This is a genomic window from Natronomonas pharaonis DSM 2160 (assembly GCF_000026045.1).
In the GTDB taxonomy this organism is placed as follows: domain Archaea; phylum Halobacteriota; class Halobacteria; order Halobacteriales; family Haloarculaceae; genus Natronomonas; species Natronomonas pharaonis.
Genome location: NC_007426.1, coordinates 1 through 14,947 on the forward strand (window position 1 = coordinate 1; position 14,947 = coordinate 14,947).

A 14,947-nucleotide genomic window follows, 5' to 3' on the forward strand; every position below is an offset into this window, starting at 1 on the left:
GCCGCTTACCGGTCAATATCGGCGACCACGTCGTTGTGATACGCCAGATACGCCGCCCCAAGGTCGTGGTCGTCAGCGACGGTCAACCGGTGGCCGTCGACGCTGTCTTCGTAGGCATGCTGGATGTCGAGCGTCTGCGGGTCGATGCGAACGAGCCCGTGTTCGAGGTCGGCTCGGTGGTTCGGGCAGACCACAACCGCGTTTGCCGCCGTCTCCGGACCACCCTCCGCCGGCGGCATCGGCCGGTGCAGTTCGGCGTATCCCTCGTCAGAGGCGCGCCGGCGGCGGTCGCCACAGACCATACACCGGTAGTCGTAGGCGTCGAGGAGCGACGTTTCAGGGGGTGTTTCCGAAGCGGAGTCAGTGCCGGCATCGGGAACAGCGCCGGCGTCGGTGTCGGTGTCAGCAGCAGCAGTATCGGCATCAGCAGCAGTATCGGCATCAGCAACAACAGCGGTATCGGTAGCGCGGTGGCTCTCCCCGCCGGGGGCGGTCGTCAGTCCATCGTCCGCGCTCGCTTCGACCGCCGAAGTGGTGTCGGTTCCGTTCGCCTCGCCGTCGGTGTCGGCGCGCTCCCGGAAGCCGTCGATGCCCTCCGAGCGCCGCTTGCCGGCCCGCGTAAGCTCGTTGAGCCCGCCGTCACGAGTGAGGTAGCCGAGCGCGACGAGCCACTGCAGCAGCGGCTCGACGGCATCGGTGTCTTCGAGCTCGGCATCGAGTTCGGTGCCGAGCAAATCGAGAATCTCGATATCCGTCAGCGGACGGACCCCCAGCGCGTCAACGGCGGCGTCGAACCCGCGAACCGACGACAGTGCTCGGTAGAGAACCACCGGCTCCGTGTCGGGGGCAGCATCAAGCAGCCGGCGGCCACGCTCGTCAAGCCGGCACTCCTCGTCGACGTACAGGAGACCAAGGTCGTCGAGAAACCTGAGTTGTCGCTCGGCGGCGGCGCGGCTCGCAGCGCCGCGGTCACACAGCCACGAGGCGGCGGCCGAGGCCGAGGGTGCGTCGTCGCTGACGTGTACACACAGCGAACGAACCGTCTCGGACCACTCCGAGGGCGGCCCGGCGAGCGGCTCGATAGCCAGCGCATCGAGGTCAGTCATTGGCCGGGGATACAACGAGGACCGAAAGGAAGGTGTCGGAACAGAGTGGGCGCGGATGGAATTGAACCATCTTCTTGGCCTTGTAAGGGCCACGTCATAGCCACTAGACCACGCGCCCGCAGTTCGTCCAAGTCGGTCGTTGGGGATAACGCTTACTTTCTGTGCCGGAACGCTTACCGGCCCACACCACCAGCATTCGGTCGATGGACACCCGCCGCGTCGTCGGGTACGCCGTCGCAGCCGTTGCGCTCGCGGCTGCGGCCGTGCTGCTCGCGTTCTCGACAGGCCTTATCGCGCCGTTTCTCGGCGACGGCTACGACCCGGACGCCTACGACCCGGACGACAGCTACGGCGGCGACACCGACTACGAGCACACGACGGTCACCGTCGTTGACGGCGAGACCGGCGCAGAACTCGGGGCTGTCGATGCCGCCATCGCGGACACGTTCAACAAGCGGTATCTCGGCCTGAGCGCGACCGACGGCCTTCCCGAAGACCGTGGGATGTTCTTTGTCCACGACAGCCCCGACGACTACACCTACGTGATGCGGGATATGTCGTTCGGCATCGACATCGTCTACGCCGACGCCGACGGGACGATTACCGCGGTCCACGAGGCTCCCGCACCCGGACCGAACGAGGACGGCGACGACCACGAGTACCCGGGCTACGGCCAGTACGTTCTCGAAGTCAACAAGGGCTGGATGGCCGACCGTGGAGCCGGCGTCGGTGACAAACTCCGATTCGAGCTGTAGTCGTCGCCGAAAACCGGCGCTGAACCGCCGGGAGGCCAAGGATTATCCGCCACCAGCGGCGAAAAACACCGATGGCGGATATCGCCTGGGACGACGACGACCCCTTCGAAGAACAGCGGGCCAATACGGATGACCCGATGGGGCGACTTTTTTCGGCGTACGGGCGGCCACACATACTGCCGGCGACAGTCGGCGTCATCGCCAGCATCGCCGCCCGACTGCTCGATTTGCTGCCGCCGGTGCTGCTGGGGCTGGCCATCGACGCCGTCTTCAACGACGACGCCGCGTTCGCGATGTGGCTCATCCCTGATGCGTGGCTGCCGGCCGAAGAAAGCGAACAGTTGCTGTTTGTCGTCGGCCTCATCGGCGGTGCGTTCGTACTCAGCGCCGGCTTCCACTGGGTCCGCAACTGGGGATTCAACGCCTTCGCCCAGCGCATCCAACACGACGTCCGGACCGACACCTACGATGCGATGCAACGGCTCGAAATGGGCTTTTTCGCCGACAAGCAGACCGGCGAACTCATGTCGATTCTCTCGAACGACGTCAACCAGTTGGAGACGTTTCTCAACGAGGGGTTGAACTCGATGTTCCGGCTCGGCGTGATGGTCGTCGGCATCGGTGCCGTGCTCCTCTACTACAACTGGCAACTGGCGCTTGTCGCGCTGTTGCCGGTCCCGCTCATCGCGGGCTTTACGTACCTCTTTGTGAAGGTTATCCAGCCGAAGTACGCCCGTGTTCGTTCGTCGGTGGGGACGGTGAACTCCCGGCTGGAGAACAACCTCGGCGGGATGCAGGTCATCAAGACCGCGACGACAGAGGAGTACGAGTCCGACCGCGTCGATGCGGTCTCTTCGGAGTATCTCGACGCGAACTGGGACGCCATCGGAACACGAATCAAATTCTTTCCGGCGCTTCGGCTGCTCGCCGGCCTCGGGTTCGTGCTCACCTTCGTCGTCGGCGGGTTGTGGGTCATAACCGGCAGCGGTCCGGGGCCGCTGACCGGCGACCTCACCGTCGGGACGTTCGTCGTCTTCATCCTCTTTACACAGCGGTTCGTCTGGCCGCTGGCGCAGTTCGGGCAGATAATCAACATGTACCAGCGCGCCCACGCCTCCGCCGAGCGGGTCTTCGGACTCGTCGACGAGTCGGACGGTCTCGAAGCGACCGGGGAGGCAGACCCACTGGCGGTGACAGACGGCAGCGTCGAATACGACGGCGTGACGTTTGGATACGACGGCGAGACAGTCGTCGAGAACATCGACTTCGAAGCCGATGGCGGTGAGACGGTCGCACTCGTCGGCCCGACGGGGGCCGGGAAATCAACCGTGCTGAAGCTCCTGCTCCGGCTCTACGATGTCGATGAAGGAGCGATTCGCATCGACGGACAGGATATCCGCTCGGCAACACCGACATCGCTACGGCGGCACATCGGTTACGTCGGCCAAGACACGTTCCTGTTTTATGGAACCGTCCGGGAGAACATCGCCTACGGAACGTTCGACGCCGACGAGTCGGATATCGAGGCAGCCGCGAAGGCCGCCGAAGCACACGAGTTCATCACCAACCTTCCGGAGGGCTACGAGACGATGGTCGGCGAACGCGGCGTGAAACTCTCGGGTGGCCAACGGCAGCGCATCGCCATCGCCCGTGCGGTGCTGAAAGACCCCGCGGTGCTCGTCTTGGACGAGGCAACGTCCGATGTCGACACTGAAACCGAGCTGCTCATCCAGCGGTCGCTCGACCGGTTGACAGCCGACCGGACGACCTTCGCCATTGCCCACCGGCTCTCGACTATCAGGGACGCCGACACCATTCTGGTCCTCGATGACGGCGAAATCGTCGAGCGCGGCACCCACGACGAACTCATCGAACGCGATGGGCTGTATGCGCATCTGTGGGGCGTACAGGCCGGCGAAATCGACTCGCTGCCGGAGGCGTTCGTCGAGCGAGCCGCCGAACGGCGCGCTCGCGCCGATGTCGACGGCGACGACTGAGTCCGCAGTGGGACGCCGCCGACGCCGACTCGGACCGAAGCGTCGGACCGCATCGGTCGCCGCGACCGGCGTTTTCAAGACGCTGTCGGCCGACGGTGTGGTATGCTCCGGCTCGCGGTCGCAACCGACGCAGAGACGCTTGACCGCATCCGCGACCCGCTCGCTGACCACGGCATCGAGGCCGAACACGTTCCGACGACTGAGCGAGCCCAACCGCTCGGGGAACCGTTCACGGAGACGGCCTTCGATGTCGGCTTCGTCTACCCGTCGCGGCTGATGGAAGGCGGTGTCGCCGACGCCGCACTCGACATCCCGTGGGTCAACGGTCGGGACGCGATACTCAGAAGCCGGAACAAGGCAGGGGCACTGACACGGCTCCAGCGGGCGGACGTGCCGGTGCCCGAAAGCGTCTACCTCTCGAATCCCGTCGACGACGCGACGCTCCGGGCAGCCTTCGAGGCCTTCGACCCGCCGGTCGTCATCAAGCCCAATTCGACGACCCGCGGGGTCGGCATCGCCAAAGCTCACGACCTCGATTCCTTTCTCGGCATCTGTGAGTATCTCTCGCTGGTTCACGACTACCGTGCCGCCGACGACCGCTCGTTTCTCGTTCAAGAGTACCTCCCGGACGCCCGCGACTACCGCGCGATGGTCGTCGACGGCGAGTGCGTCGGCGCTGTCGAGCGGCGGCTGCCGGACGAGGAACGACGGGCCGGCCGCTGGAAGCACAACGTCCACCGTGGCGCGACCGCTGAGGGGGTCGAGCTTCCGGCCGAACACCGGCGGCTCGCTGTGGCGACCGCCGACGCCCTCGACATCGACTGGCTCGGTGTCGACCTGCTCGTATCCGGCGACCGGGCCGTCGTCAACGAGACGAACGCGCGACCAACCGTTGATGCGGCGACAAAATACGAACCGGGGTTTTACGACCAGTTGGCGGCGCTCATCAGGCGAACAGCCGAACAAGGATAGCCGGGAGAGCCGCGATTGGCAAAACCGGCTACGTCAGGAAAGGTCGATATCGGCAGAGCTACCGGTGCGTTCGAACTCGACTTCGAGGACGCCGTTGTTGAACGTCGCCGACGCCGAATGCTCGTCGACGCGGGCCGGGAGCTCGATACGCTCTTTGTAATCGCTGTGGTCGGTCGTCGCCGCGATGGTGACGCGGCGGCCATCGCACTGAATCGTGAGGTCGTCCTTATCGACGCCCGGTAGGTCCGCGACGACGCGGATTTCGTCGTCGTCCTCGTAGACGGAGACGTGGGCATCGCCCCCAAAGCCGGCGTCGCCGGCATCGATGCCGCCCGTCATCTGGTTCATCATTCGCTCTATCTCGTCGAAGATGTCATCGAACGGGTCATCGCGGTCGTCGCGGCGCATATGCGGCGATACGGGAGATGCGCTCAAAAGCCTTCTGTCAGTTACGGATGTTAGAGCCCGACGCCGAGCGTCTCGTTTGTCGTCTCGCGGGACTCGTCGGCGTCGGCAGTCCCGAGCACCGCACGAATGGCGTCGATGTTCTCGGGGACAACGTCGGATTCCTGATGGATGGCCTGGAAGAGATAGAGGTCCGAGCCCTCCATCGAAACGGATTCCGCCCAGATGCAGTTCTCCCAGATGTCGGCGCGCGGGCGGCCGCGGTCCATCGCGAACTCCTTGAGCTTGCCCGCGCCGTCGATGCCGTAGCTTTCGGGGATGAGGAAGGTCCGGTCCTGCTCGTCGAGAAGGTCGGCAACTGCCTCGGCATCAGGGGTAGACTCAAGCGTCACGTTCACCGAGTGGGTGTGCATCAGCGTCGCCGGCACTTTCAACCCGAGGGTGTCGATATCGAGGTCGGGGAAGATAGTGTTGACGTCAGGGCCGTGGTGGGACGGGAGGCTGACCGGGTTCGGAAGGATGTCGTTAATCGGGCCACGGCCGGTCTGTCCGGGGTCGCCGCCGCGCCGGACCAGCGTGACGCGGGCCTTCTCGACACCGTACTCCTCTTGGAGTGGCGCGAGCAGCCGTGAGAGCCCGGTCGTGTTACAGGAGACGACGCGGACGTGGTCGGCATCCGCGGCGGCCTCGAAGTTGCTCCGGGCGTTGAACGAGACGTCGACGAGGTCGGCCGACTCGCCGCCCTGATACAGCGCCGGCGTGTCGTGGGCCTCATAGAGCGATTTGTTATCCGCGCCGATGCCGGACGGGCAGGCGTCGACGACGATGTCGGCGGCCTCGACAAGTTCGTCGACGGTCCCGGCGAGGTCGATGCCGGCCGCCTCGAAGTCGTCAATCCGGTCTTCGATGGCCGCATACAGCGGGTAGTCGTTCTCGACGGCGAGTTCCGCCTCGTGGTTCGGGCTCGTCTTGGCGACGCCAACGAGTTCCATGTCCGGCTGGAGCGTCACGGCGTCGGCGACGCGTTTGCCGATGGTTCCGTAACCGTTGACCGCGACCTGAATGCTCATGCCGGTGGCTCCTCGCCGGACCGGAATAGCCGTTTCGTTCCCGTCTCGTCGCGCCTGTGCCGTGCGGTCACGACCCGACCACAACGAGACAGGTGGCAACGTCTATGCGGCCGCCGCCCGAACTGCCGGGTATGGCCGACGAACTCGAAATCGAATCGCCGTCGGCGGTCGCTTCGGCCGCCGAGACGGCAGTCGAACAGTGTCTCGCCATCGAGGCCGGAGAGCGCTGTGTCGTCGTCACCGACGACAAGCGTGCCCCAATCGGCGAGGCGCTCTACGAGGCCGCGCTTGCGGTGACCGACGACGCGACCATCGTCCGCTATCCGCCGGGGCCACAGCACGGCGCGGAGCCGCCCGCCCCCGTCGCTGCGGCGATGGCCGACGCCGATGCTTTCCTCGCGCCGACGACCAAGAGCCTCAGTCACACTCGCGCGCGCTCGGAGGCGAGCGAGGCGGGGGTCCGCGGAGCGACCCTTCCGGGCATCACCGAGTCGGTGTTCACGACCGGGCTAGATGCTGATTACGACGCCATCGCCGAGACGACCGCGACGGTCTATGCGGCTGTCGCCGACGCCGAGCGCGTCCGGGTCACCTCGCCGCAGGGAACCGACATCACCTTCGAAATCGGCGACCGGGAATGGCTCGAAGACACCGGCATCGTCCACGAGCCGGGGAGCTTTTCGAACCTACCGGCCGGCGAAACGTTCGTCAGTCCGACATCGGCGGACGGCACCTACGTTGTCGACGGGACGATTCGACCCCACGGTCGCCTCGATGCCGACCAGACGGTCACCTTCGAGGTCGAAGACGGCTTCGTGACCGATGTCGACGACGCGGCAATTCGGGACGAACTGGAGACGGCCGCCGCGGAGGTCGGCGAGGACGCATACAACCTCGCTGAACTCGGCATCGGCACGAACCTCGGCGTCGAAGCACTCGTCGGGAGCGTACTCTTAGACGAGAAGGCCGCCGGGACCGTCCACATCGCCGTCGGTGATGACGCCGGCATCGGCGGGGAGACGGACGCACCCATCCACATGGACGGCATTCTTCGAGAGCCAACGGTGCTTGTCGACGGCGAGGAGCTGTCGCTGCCGAGCGCCGAGTAGCCACGCGCTTATACGTCCGGGCGGTCAACCACGAACAATGAGTCAACAACGCGTTGCGGTCCGCTGTCCCTCCTGTTCGCCAGCGGAGGAGACCGCCCACGAAGTTCTCAACGACGGCGGACAGGCGACTGTCCGGTGTGGGGCCTGCGGCCACGTCCACAAAACGGCTATCGAAACCGAATCGACTGTCGACCGCCGTGTCGTCGTCTCCCAAGACGACGAATCGACCGAAGCAAGAGTCGACATCCCGCCGGGCGAGTCGCTGGAGACGGGCGATGAGTTCCTCGTCGAGACCGACGAGGCCATCCTGACCGCTCGAATCACGTCGCTGGAGTTGACGAGCGGTGACCGCGTCGAGGAAGCGACAGCCGAAGACGTCCGGACGCTGTGGACACGGGCCGTCGGTAACGTCGCGGTGAACCTGACGCTGCACCCGAAAGAGGGGGTTCCGGAGGAAAGCCGGAGCGTGAAGATTCAGGTACCGGGCGACGAGGCGTTCGTCGTCGGCGATACTCACGAGTACGGCGGCGAGGAGTTCACCGTCGAGCGGATTATGGTCCGAGAGGACGCCACCGACTACGACCGCGAGGGTTACGATTTCCAGGGCGACACCGTGCTGGCGAAAGACGTCAAGCGGGTCTACGCCCGCGACGAGGACGCCCGCACCCGCGCGTGGTCGGGGTGGTGACGGATGAGCGAGGAGTCGTTCGCGGCACAGCGCGACCGAATGGTCGATGCCCTCGCCGAGAGCGGCCGCATCGAGCGCGAAGCGACGCTCGAAGCGCTGCGTGCGGTCCCCCGACACGAGTTCGTTCCCGAGCCGAGGCGTGAGGAAGCCTACGCCGACCGGCCACTCCCCATCGGCGACGGGCAAACCGTCTCCGCGCCACACATGGTCGGCATCATGTGTGACCGCCTCGGGCTGGCCGCCGGCGACGACGTGCTCGAAATCGGGACGGGCTGTGGCTACCACGCGGCTGTCACAGCCGAAATCGTCGGCGACGACAACGTCTACAGTGTCGAGTACATCGAGCGGCTCGCCGAGGCGGCCCGCGAGCGGCTGGACACGCTCGGCTACGGCGGCGTTTCGGTCCGTGTCGGCGACGGCCACGAGGGCTGGCCCGAACACGCGCCCTACGACGCGGTGTATCTGACCTGTGCGACCCCGGCGATTCCGGACCCGCTCGTCGAACAGCTCCGGGTCGGCGGCCGGCTGCTCGCCCCCGTCGGCGATACGACCCAACGGCTCATTGAGGCCACAAAGACCGACGACGGGCTCGAACGGACACAGCACGGCGCTGTCAGGTTCGTCCGGATGCAGGGCGACTAGGGCGCGCGATTCAAGACCGTCCGGCACTGAATCGGAGATATGGACCCCGCGGTACTCAGAGACGACATGGTCGACAGCCTCGAACACGAGGCGAAGGCTGTCGTCCGCTCCGAGCGCGTCAGCGTCGCGATGCGGGCGGTCCCCCGAGAGCCGTTCGTCGAAGACGAATCGCTCGCCTACGCCGACCGGACCGGCGAGCAACTGGGGACGCGGGTACTCTCGCCGAGCGCCGCCGGGCGGCTGCTCGAGGCGCTCGACGTCGAGCCGGACGATTCGGTGCTGGTTGTCGGGGCTGGTGTCGGCTACACAGCGGCGGTGTTGGCGGCGCTGACCGACGAAACCGAAGTCCACGCCGTCGACATCGACCGCCGGCTCGTCGCTGCGGCGCGGTCGAACCTCGCTACCGCGGGCTATCCCGGCGTGTTGGTCGACTGCCGAGACGGGGCGGACGGATTACCCGAATACGCTCCGTACGACCGGATTCTCGTCGAGGCGGCCGTCGTTGAGCCGCCGCGGGCGCTGCTTGGCCAGCTTGCCGACGGTGGGCGACTGGTCGCCCCGCTCGGCAACGGGGCACAGGAACTCGTCGCCATCGAGGGCGGCGAGCGTGTCGCCGAATACGGGACCGTCGCGTTCCGGCCGCTGCTCGTCGACGGCGAGCGGGCAGACACCGTCGAGCGGAATCGGACCCGTCGCGAAGACCGCGAGCACGCCCAGCGAGCCGCCGAGCGCCGGCGGGGCTGGGAGCAGTCCTGGATAGACTGGGACCGCCACCGGTAGCTACTCGTCGACGACGAGCAGCGCCGTGTTCTCCCGCTCGTCGGCGTACTCGCTGCCAGCCGGCGGCTTGATGTCGAATTCGACAGTCCCGTCCCGCTGGTTCGGGCGGAGCGTCGGCGAGAGGTCGAGCTGTGTGTGGCCGTCGGCGTCGGTCGTCGCCGTCTCGACACCGTCGAGTCGGGCCGAACCGCCGCGGGCGACGACCGTCGCGTCCGCAACGCTGTTTCCGTCGGGGTCGACAACCTCGATGTCGACGGTGTGGTCGCCGGGAGTGACGACCTCCGGGTCGGGCCGAACGTCAAGCTCCGTGACCGCGAGCCCGGAGATGCCCGAGAGCATGTTCATCATCACCGAGAGGCTGGCGACCCCGACCACGAGCGCGATGACGAGCCGGACCGGCAGCCCTTCGATTCCCCTGTTGTCAGCCCACAGCCGCCGTAGCTGTCGCATGGGACGTCTGGCTGCGGTATCGTATATAAACGCTCGTTCCGGAACCGCAAGCTCCCTGTACCGGCCGGTCGGAAGGCGGGTATGAAACCACGCGCGGTCGCGCTCGTCGCCGGTGGCGGCTTCGCCGGGGCGCTCTGTCGGCACGGGATTGCCGTCGTCCTCCCGGGCACGTTCCCGTGGGGGACGCTCGTGGTGAACGTCGCGGGCGCGTTCCTGCTCGGCGCAATCGTCTACGGGACCGAACGGCTCCGGTCAGTTCCCGAGTCGACACGACTCGTCGTCGCAACCGGCTTCCTGTCGTCGTTTACGACCTACAGCACCTTCGCCGGTGAGACGATTGCGCTTGCGCCGCGGCTGGCGGCGCTGAACGTCGTCGGCAACTACGCGCTCGGGTTCGTGGCCGTGCTCGTCGCCCGCGAGGTGATTCGATGGCGCTCCTGACTGCGCTGGCGGTCGGCGCTGGCGGGGCAGCCGGAGCGGTCGCACGATACGCCGTCGGTCTGTCTGTGGGCCGTCGGGCTGTCGACACCGGCCTCGTCAACGTCTTCGGAAGCTTGCTGTTCGGCGTCGCCATCGGCGCTGACTTCGGCGGTGCTCCGGCGGTCGCCGTGACGGTCGGATTCTGTGGAGCGTTCACGACGTTTTCGTCGTTTGCCGTCGAGACCGTCCGGCTGGCAGAGGATGGACAGCGGCTCGCGGCGGCGGGCAACGCCGTCGGCACGCTTGCGGCGGCGCTGCTCGCTGTGTTTCTCGGGATAGCACTCGGAGCGGCACTGTAGGTCGTCGTGCCGGCCTGTCGCGAACGGTTGGTGCGGTCAGGCGATGAGGCGCTGCATCTCGGCTTCGAGGTCGCGGGCATCAAGCTGCGAAAGCGTCGCCTCCAGTTCCGACTGGAGTTGGTCGATATCGGCAGTGAGCTGTTGGTATGCGTCGCTCTGTTCGAGCTTTTCATCGGCTTTTTCAGCACGGAGCGCCGCGCGCTTCGAGGCCAAGGCAAAGAGCCGCTGGACCTGACTGTCGTATTCCGAGCGGGCGACAAGCGCCTCGACAACTGATTCGAGTTCGTCTTTTCGGACCGGCTTGACGGCGTACTCGTCGAAGCTGAGGTCGATGATGTCGAAATCCGGCTCGACGGAGGTAACCATCGCGACCCGGCAATCATAGTCGGCTGCTCGAACGTGGTCGAGCACCTCATCACCGGACGTCTGCGGCATAAGCCGGTCGACGAGCGCGACGTCGATATCCTCGTTGAGCCGCTCTACGGCTTCGGGGCCGCCGTAGGCTGTCCGGACATCGTAGCCCGACTCCAGCCATGTCGCATACAGGTCAGTTAGTTCGGGCTCGTCGTCGACGACGAGCACGGTCGGTTGCTCATCCGTCATGGGCTCGCCATGCCTGTAGCGTCGCTCTGACGCTACATAGCCGTTCGGGGTCTTCTACGCTGCCGAAACCGGGCTACGGACAGCGGCTGCCGTCCGGATGATGGACAATCTTCATAGGTGCGCTCGGCGACAGTTACCATATGTTCAAGAGCTTTCGAGTCGGCTCCATCGCTGACATCCCAATAAAGCTCGATATCACGCTGCTGTTGATACTTCCCGTGCTGGCGTTTCTCATCGGGAGCGGGATGGGTGAAGCCGTCGAGGCGTTCGAGCAAATCGGGGCCGCCTTCGAGAGTCCCGAGCTGCTTGTCGCTGGCTGGACGCCGTGGCTGCTCGGCTTCGTGGCAGCAGTCGGGCTGTTCGTCTGTGTGCTCCTCCACGAACTCGGCCACGCTGCGGTCGCCCGCCACTACGATTACGGCATTGCTTCGATTACGCTGTGGCTGCTCGGCGGCGTCGCCCGCCCGGAAAAGCAGCCCGAGCAGTGGAACCACGAGTTCTGGATTGCTATCGGCGGCCCGGTTGTCAGCGTCGCGCTCGGTATCGGCTGCTATCTCGTCTATGGGTTCGCGGGAGCCGAGCCGGTCCAGTCGGTGCTGGGCGTCCTGACGGCCGATTCGCTTCGGTTTCTCTTCGGCTATCTCGCCCTGCTGAACATCGTTCTCGCGGCGTTCAACATGCTCCCGGCGTTCCCGCTCGACGGCGGCCGCGTCATGCGAGCCCTGCTAGGCCGTACTCGCCCGTTCACCGAGGCGACAAAGACCGCCGTCGCGGTGGGGAAGTTCTTTGCCATCCTGTTCGGCATCTTTGGACTGCTGATGTTCAACCCCTTCCTCGTCGCCATCGCCTTCTTTGTCTACATCGCCGCTGCCGCTGAAGGACGCCAGACCGTGCTCGAAGCGGCGTTCAGAGGCGTCCGGGTCGCCGACGTGATGACGCCCGCAAACGAGGTCCGAACCGTTGAGACGACGGCGACGCTGGACGCAATTCTCGACCGAATGTTCGAAGAGCGACACACCGGCTATCCGGTCGTCGAAGGTGGCAAGCTCGTCGGCATCGTCACACTCGCCGATATCCGAAACGTCCATCCCGAAAAGCGAAGCGAAACGCGGGTAGCAGACGTGATGAGCGAGGACCTCGAAGCCGTTTCGCCGGATACCGAGGCGATGGACGCAATGCGGCAGCTCGCACAGCACAGCGTCGGGCGGCTCGTCGTCACCGATGAGTTCGGCAATCTCGCGGGGCTGCTCACGCGTTCGGACCTCGTGACGGCGATGAACGTCGTACAGGAAAAACGTCTCAGCCGCGGCGAAGAGGCGGCTCCGCGGTGACTACCGGCCCTCGAACTCCGGCTCTCGGTCGGCCAGAAACGCCGCGACACCCTCCATGAAGTCGTCGCTCTCCATCAGCGCCGACTGTGCGAGCGCCTCCTCGCGGAGCGTCTCCTCCATCGACCGCTGGTGGCTACGGTAGACAAGCCGCTTTGCCGCACCGACCGCCAGCGTCGGCCGCTCTGCCAGCATCGCAGCGCGGTCGGCGACGACCGACTCGAAGTCGCTCTCGGGAACTGTCTCGTTGGCGATGCCGAGATTGACCGCCTCGTCGGCGGCAACGCGCCGACCGGTGATGAGCAACTCCAGCGCCTGCCGGACGCCGACCAGCCGCGGCAGCACGTAGGTCGCGCCCGTATCCGGCGCGAGGCCGATGTTCGTAAAGCCCCACTCGAAGAAGGTCCCTTCGACGGGGTAGACGAAATCACAGGCCGAGGCTATCGATGCGCCCGCGCCGACAGCCGGCCCCGGAACCTTCGCCACAGTCGGTTTCTCCATCCGCATCAGCCGCCTGACGATGGCGTTGAGTCCAGCATCGAGTTCGGCGACGACATCCCCGCCACCCATGTCCCCGGCCAAATCGAGGCCGGAGCAGAACGCCTCGCCCTCGCCAGTAACGACGACACACCGCACCGAATCGTCGGCCGCCACGTCGGCAACGTGGTCGGCCATCTGTCGGGCAGTTGGGGCATCAATGGCGTTTTTCCGGTCGGGATTGGAGATGGTGATAGTCGCGACGGCGTCGTCCCGCGTCAGCTCGACACTCATACGCCAATCCCGCCCTCCCAGCGACTTGATTGTATCCACTTCGATACCGATAGATGCGCTTATCGGTGGGGGTGACCGTCTATGAGATATGAGCGACGCCGGCGAGCGACGGCCCGACGGCGATACTGAAGCACGACCCGGCGGCGACGCCGAAGAACGGCCGGAAGCTACGGACAGCGAAGCAGCAGAGGAACCGGCCGACGAAACAGGCCGTCCCGACGACATCGTCACCATCAGGACCGCACTCGTCGGACTCGGGTTCCTGTGGCTGACAGCCGTTGCCGCCGCCGTGACGCTTCTATCGAGCGTCTACGGCGTGCTGTCGTCGGGGTGGTATCTCGTTGCGGCGGTCGCAGCAGCCGGTGTTGCGGTTACGGCCGGCCGTCGGACGGTACGGACGTTTAAAAGTGGGTGAGCTACTCGTCGTCCGTTTTCCGCACGGTGAGAACGGGGACATCAGCGGTACGAACGATGCGCTCGGTGACGCTGCCGAGCAGGTATCGGTCTAGACCGCTCCGGCCGTGGGTGCCCATAACGATGAGGTCACAGCCGGCGTCGTCGGCGTAGTCGAGAATCGACCGGTGCGGCGTGCCGTCCCGGATTTCGGTCACGAGTTCGACATCGGCTTCGGCGGCCCTGGAGCGAATGTTCTCGATGGCCTCCTCGCCGATGGTTCGAAGGGTCGCCTCGACTTGGTCGTCCATCATCTCGGGGGCGTACGGGATGTCCTCGACGACAAAGAGGGCGTGTAGCTCCGCGCCCGTCTCCTCGGCGAGCGAAACCGCTTGGTCGACAGCGGGGTTCGTTCCGGCGCTTCCATCGGTGGGCAGCAGGATGCGGTCGTACATATCCTGACCATTCCGGCGACGGTATAAAGAGATGATGGGGTCGTCCCGAGCGTCAGGGAAGGCCGCGTTCAGCGTGAGTCGACCTTCTCGGCGAACGCTTCCCGGACCGTCTCGATTTTTGGCTGGGCGTGCATCCGACAGTAGGCGTCTTGGGGGTTCTTTTCGAAGTAGTTCTGGTGGTTCTCCTCGGCACGATAGAACGTTTCGAGCCGCTCGATTTCAGTCACGATGTCATCGTCGTACTCGCCGGCCTCGTCGAGTGATTCGATGTATGCTTCTGCCAGTTCCCGCTGTGTGTCGTCATGGTAGAGGACGATAGACCGGTACTGGCTGCCGACATCAGGACCCTGCCGGTTCAACTGCGTCGGGTCGTGGACGGTGAAAAACACCTCCAGCAGGTCTTCGTAGGCGAGCACGTCGGAGTCGTACGCGACCTGTACGACCTCCGCGTGACCGGTGTTGCCGGAGCATACCTCCCGGTAGGTTGGGTCCTCAGTGTGGCCGCCGGCGTACCCGGAGGTGACCGATTCGACGCCGTCGAGTTCCTCGAAGGCCGCCTCGACACACCAGAAACAGCCGCCACCGAGTGTCGCAGTCGCAGTCATACCGCCGCGTACGGTCGGAGCGGGTATGTACCTGACGAG

General features: G+C 65.6%; 19 protein-coding genes and 1 tRNA gene. 11 read left to right on the plus strand and 9 right to left on the minus strand.

Translation table 11 applies throughout. The features are described from left to right. Positions 1 to 5: 5 nt before the first annotated feature. Entirely contained in the window at positions 6 to 1,106 is a 1,101-nt protein-coding gene (locus tag NP_RS00005) for a hypothetical protein (RefSeq protein WP_011321731.1), read from the minus strand. Between the two features lie 46 nt (positions 1,107 to 1,152). Continuing rightward, a tRNA-Val gene (locus NP_RS00010) sits at positions 1,153 to 1,224 on the minus strand. An 85-nt stretch (positions 1,225 to 1,309) separates the two neighbouring features. Between NP_RS00010 and NP_RS00015 the strand changes: the two genes are divergently transcribed. The 3 genes from NP_RS00015 (at position 1,310) to NP_RS00025 (ending at position 4,830) form a co-directional block, all read left to right on the plus strand. After that, positions 1,310 to 1,861, plus strand: coding sequence for a DUF192 domain-containing protein (locus NP_RS00015; protein ID WP_011321732.1), 552 nt, complete (start codon positions 1,310 to 1,312; stop codon positions 1,859 to 1,861). 71 nt (positions 1,862 to 1,932) lie between these two features. Next, positions 1,933 to 3,858 carry an ABC transporter ATP-binding protein gene (locus tag NP_RS00020; RefSeq protein ID WP_011321733.1) on the plus strand — a complete coding sequence of 642 codons (1,926 nt, stop codon included), beginning with the start codon at positions 1,933 to 1,935 and terminating at the stop codon, positions 3,856 to 3,858. A 102-nt stretch (positions 3,859 to 3,960) separates the two neighbouring features. Beyond that, entirely contained in the window at positions 3,961 to 4,830 is an 870-nt protein-coding gene (locus tag NP_RS00025; RefSeq protein WP_011321734.1) for an ATP-grasp domain-containing protein, read from the plus strand. A 33-nt stretch (positions 4,831 to 4,863) separates the two neighbouring features. Here the strand turns inward: NP_RS00025 and NP_RS00030 are convergent, their stop codons facing one another. Both NP_RS00030 and NP_RS00035 read right to left on the minus strand, forming a co-directional pair. Beyond that, on the minus strand, positions 4,864 to 5,238 hold the full coding sequence (locus NP_RS00030) for an Hsp20/alpha crystallin family protein (protein WP_011321735.1): 375 nt from the start codon (positions 5,236 to 5,238) through the stop codon (positions 4,864 to 4,866). 50 nt (positions 5,239 to 5,288) lie between these two features. Beyond that, positions 5,289 to 6,305 (minus strand): type II glyceraldehyde-3-phosphate dehydrogenase, encoded by a 1,017-nt coding sequence (locus NP_RS00035; RefSeq protein ID WP_011321736.1) that lies wholly within the window; start codon positions 6,303 to 6,305, stop codon positions 5,289 to 5,291. A 131-nt stretch (positions 6,306 to 6,436) separates the two neighbouring features. On the opposite strand from NP_RS00035, the gene NP_RS00040 reads away from it, so the two are divergent. From NP_RS00040 to NP_RS00055, 4 genes are read left to right on the plus strand one after another with little or no spacing between them, the layout of a single operon-like run. Then, positions 6,437 to 7,414: an aminopeptidase gene (locus tag NP_RS00040; RefSeq protein WP_011321737.1), complete on the plus strand. Its 978-nt coding sequence runs from the start codon at positions 6,437 to 6,439 to the stop codon at positions 7,412 to 7,414. 37 nt (positions 7,415 to 7,451) lie between these two features. Then, on the plus strand, positions 7,452 to 8,102 hold the full coding sequence (locus NP_RS00045; RefSeq protein ID WP_011321738.1) for an HVO_0476 family zinc finger protein: 651 nt from the start codon (positions 7,452 to 7,454) through the stop codon (positions 8,100 to 8,102). Between the two features lie 3 nt (positions 8,103 to 8,105). Next, positions 8,106 to 8,744, plus strand: a complete 639-nt coding sequence (locus tag NP_RS00050) for a protein-L-isoaspartate(D-aspartate) O-methyltransferase (RefSeq protein WP_011321739.1) — start codon at positions 8,106 to 8,108, stop codon at positions 8,742 to 8,744. Between the two features lie 39 nt (positions 8,745 to 8,783). Next, complete coding sequence (locus NP_RS00055; RefSeq protein ID WP_011321740.1) at positions 8,784 to 9,524, plus strand: protein-L-isoaspartate O-methyltransferase family protein; 741 nt, start codon at positions 8,784 to 8,786, stop codon at positions 9,522 to 9,524. On the opposite strand, the gene NP_RS00060 is transcribed toward NP_RS00055, so the two are convergent. Beyond that, positions 9,525 to 9,974, minus strand: coding sequence for a DUF7382 domain-containing protein (locus NP_RS00060; protein WP_011321741.1), 450 nt, complete (start codon positions 9,972 to 9,974; stop codon positions 9,525 to 9,527). An 81-nt stretch (positions 9,975 to 10,055) separates the two neighbouring features. On the opposite strand from NP_RS00060, the gene NP_RS00065 reads away from it, so the two are divergent. Together NP_RS00065 and NP_RS00070 are read left to right on the plus strand one after the other, a co-directional pair. After that, entirely contained in the window at positions 10,056 to 10,415 is a 360-nt protein-coding gene (locus NP_RS00065; protein WP_011321742.1) for a fluoride efflux transporter FluC, read from the plus strand. Beyond that, positions 10,403 to 10,753, plus strand: a complete 351-nt coding sequence (locus tag NP_RS00070) for a fluoride efflux transporter FluC (protein ID WP_011321743.1) — start codon at positions 10,403 to 10,405, stop codon at positions 10,751 to 10,753. Before NP_RS00065 ends, NP_RS00070 begins: the two co-directional genes overlap by 13 nt. Before the next feature lie 36 nt (positions 10,754 to 10,789). Here NP_RS00070 and NP_RS00075 read toward each other — a convergent pair whose 3' ends face one another. Further along, complete coding sequence (locus tag NP_RS00075) at positions 10,790 to 11,356, minus strand: HalX domain-containing protein (protein WP_011321744.1); 567 nt, start codon at positions 11,354 to 11,356, stop codon at positions 10,790 to 10,792. 140 nt (positions 11,357 to 11,496) lie between these two features. Here NP_RS00075 and NP_RS00080 point away from each other — a divergent pair, with 140 nt between their 5' ends. Beyond that, positions 11,497 to 12,687 carry a CBS domain-containing protein gene (locus tag NP_RS00080; protein WP_011321745.1) on the plus strand — a complete coding sequence of 397 codons (1,191 nt, stop codon included), beginning with the start codon at positions 11,497 to 11,499 and terminating at the stop codon, positions 12,685 to 12,687. On the opposite strand, the gene NP_RS00085 is transcribed toward NP_RS00080, so the two are convergent. After that, positions 12,688 to 13,455 (minus strand): enoyl-CoA hydratase/isomerase family protein, encoded by a 768-nt coding sequence (locus tag NP_RS00085; RefSeq protein ID WP_011321746.1) that lies wholly within the window; start codon positions 13,453 to 13,455, stop codon positions 12,688 to 12,690. Between the two features lie 88 nt (positions 13,456 to 13,543). Here NP_RS00085 and NP_RS14540 point away from each other — a divergent pair, with 88 nt between their 5' ends. Then, positions 13,544 to 13,870: a hypothetical protein gene (locus NP_RS14540; protein ID WP_011321747.1), complete on the plus strand. Its 327-nt coding sequence runs from the start codon at positions 13,544 to 13,546 to the stop codon at positions 13,868 to 13,870. 1 nt (position 13,871) lies between these two features. On the opposite strand, the gene NP_RS00095 is transcribed toward NP_RS14540, so the two are convergent. Both NP_RS00095 and msrA read right to left on the minus strand, forming a co-directional pair. Next, positions 13,872 to 14,303, minus strand: coding sequence for a universal stress protein (locus tag NP_RS00095; RefSeq protein ID WP_011321748.1), 432 nt, complete (start codon positions 14,301 to 14,303; stop codon positions 13,872 to 13,874). Positions 14,304 to 14,371: 68 nt separating this feature from the next. Then, positions 14,372 to 14,908, minus strand: coding sequence for a peptide-methionine (S)-S-oxide reductase MsrA (gene msrA / locus NP_RS00100; protein ID WP_011321749.1), 537 nt, complete (start codon positions 14,906 to 14,908; stop codon positions 14,372 to 14,374). Between the last annotated feature and the right edge of the window lie 39 nt (positions 14,909 to 14,947).

Bases quoted from the DNA above. Each gene is read 5' to 3' on its own strand.
- msrA (WP_011321749.1), bottom strand. From the start codon at position 14,908: ATGACTGCGACTGCGACACTCGGTGGCGGCTGTTTCTGGTGTGTCGAG.
- NP_RS00020 (WP_011321733.1), top strand. From the start codon at position 1,933: ATGGCGGATATCGCCTGGGACGACGACGACCCCTTCGAAGAACAGCGG.
- NP_RS00040 (WP_011321737.1), top strand. From the start codon at position 6,437: ATGGCCGACGAACTCGAAATCGAATCGCCGTCGGCGGTCGCTTCGGCC.
- NP_RS00030 (WP_011321735.1), bottom strand. From the start codon at position 5,238: ATGCGCCGCGACGACCGCGATGACCCGTTCGATGACATCTTCGACGAG.
- NP_RS00045 (WP_011321738.1), top strand. From the start codon at position 7,452: ATGAGTCAACAACGCGTTGCGGTCCGCTGTCCCTCCTGTTCGCCAGCG.
- NP_RS00050 (WP_011321739.1), top strand. From the start codon at position 8,106: ATGAGCGAGGAGTCGTTCGCGGCACAGCGCGACCGAATGGTCGATGCC.
- NP_RS00025 (WP_011321734.1), top strand. From the start codon at position 3,961: ATGCTCCGGCTCGCGGTCGCAACCGACGCAGAGACGCTTGACCGCATC.
- NP_RS00035 (WP_011321736.1), bottom strand. From the start codon at position 6,305: ATGAGCATTCAGGTCGCGGTCAACGGTTACGGAACCATCGGCAAACGC.
- NP_RS00055 (WP_011321740.1), top strand. From the start codon at position 8,784: ATGGACCCCGCGGTACTCAGAGACGACATGGTCGACAGCCTCGAACAC.
- NP_RS14540 (WP_011321747.1), top strand. From the start codon at position 13,544: ATGAGCGACGCCGGCGAGCGACGGCCCGACGGCGATACTGAAGCACGA.
- NP_RS00085 (WP_011321746.1), bottom strand. From the start codon at position 13,455: ATGAGTGTCGAGCTGACGCGGGACGACGCCGTCGCGACTATCACCATC.
- NP_RS00005 (WP_011321731.1), bottom strand. From the start codon at position 1,106: ATGACTGACCTCGATGCGCTGGCTATCGAGCCGCTCGCCGGGCCGCCC.
- NP_RS00075 (WP_011321744.1), bottom strand. From the start codon at position 11,356: ATGACGGATGAGCAACCGACCGTGCTCGTCGTCGACGACGAGCCCGAA.
- NP_RS00070 (WP_011321743.1), top strand. From the start codon at position 10,403: ATGGCGCTCCTGACTGCGCTGGCGGTCGGCGCTGGCGGGGCAGCCGGA.
- NP_RS00015 (WP_011321732.1), top strand. From the start codon at position 1,310: ATGGACACCCGCCGCGTCGTCGGGTACGCCGTCGCAGCCGTTGCGCTC.
- NP_RS00095 (WP_011321748.1), bottom strand. From the start codon at position 14,303: ATGTACGACCGCATCCTGCTGCCCACCGATGGAAGCGCCGGAACGAAC.
- NP_RS00065 (WP_011321742.1), top strand. From the start codon at position 10,056: ATGAAACCACGCGCGGTCGCGCTCGTCGCCGGTGGCGGCTTCGCCGGG.
- NP_RS00060 (WP_011321741.1), bottom strand. From the start codon at position 9,974: ATGCGACAGCTACGGCGGCTGTGGGCTGACAACAGGGGAATCGAAGGG.
- NP_RS00080 (WP_011321745.1), top strand. From the start codon at position 11,497: ATGTTCAAGAGCTTTCGAGTCGGCTCCATCGCTGACATCCCAATAAAG.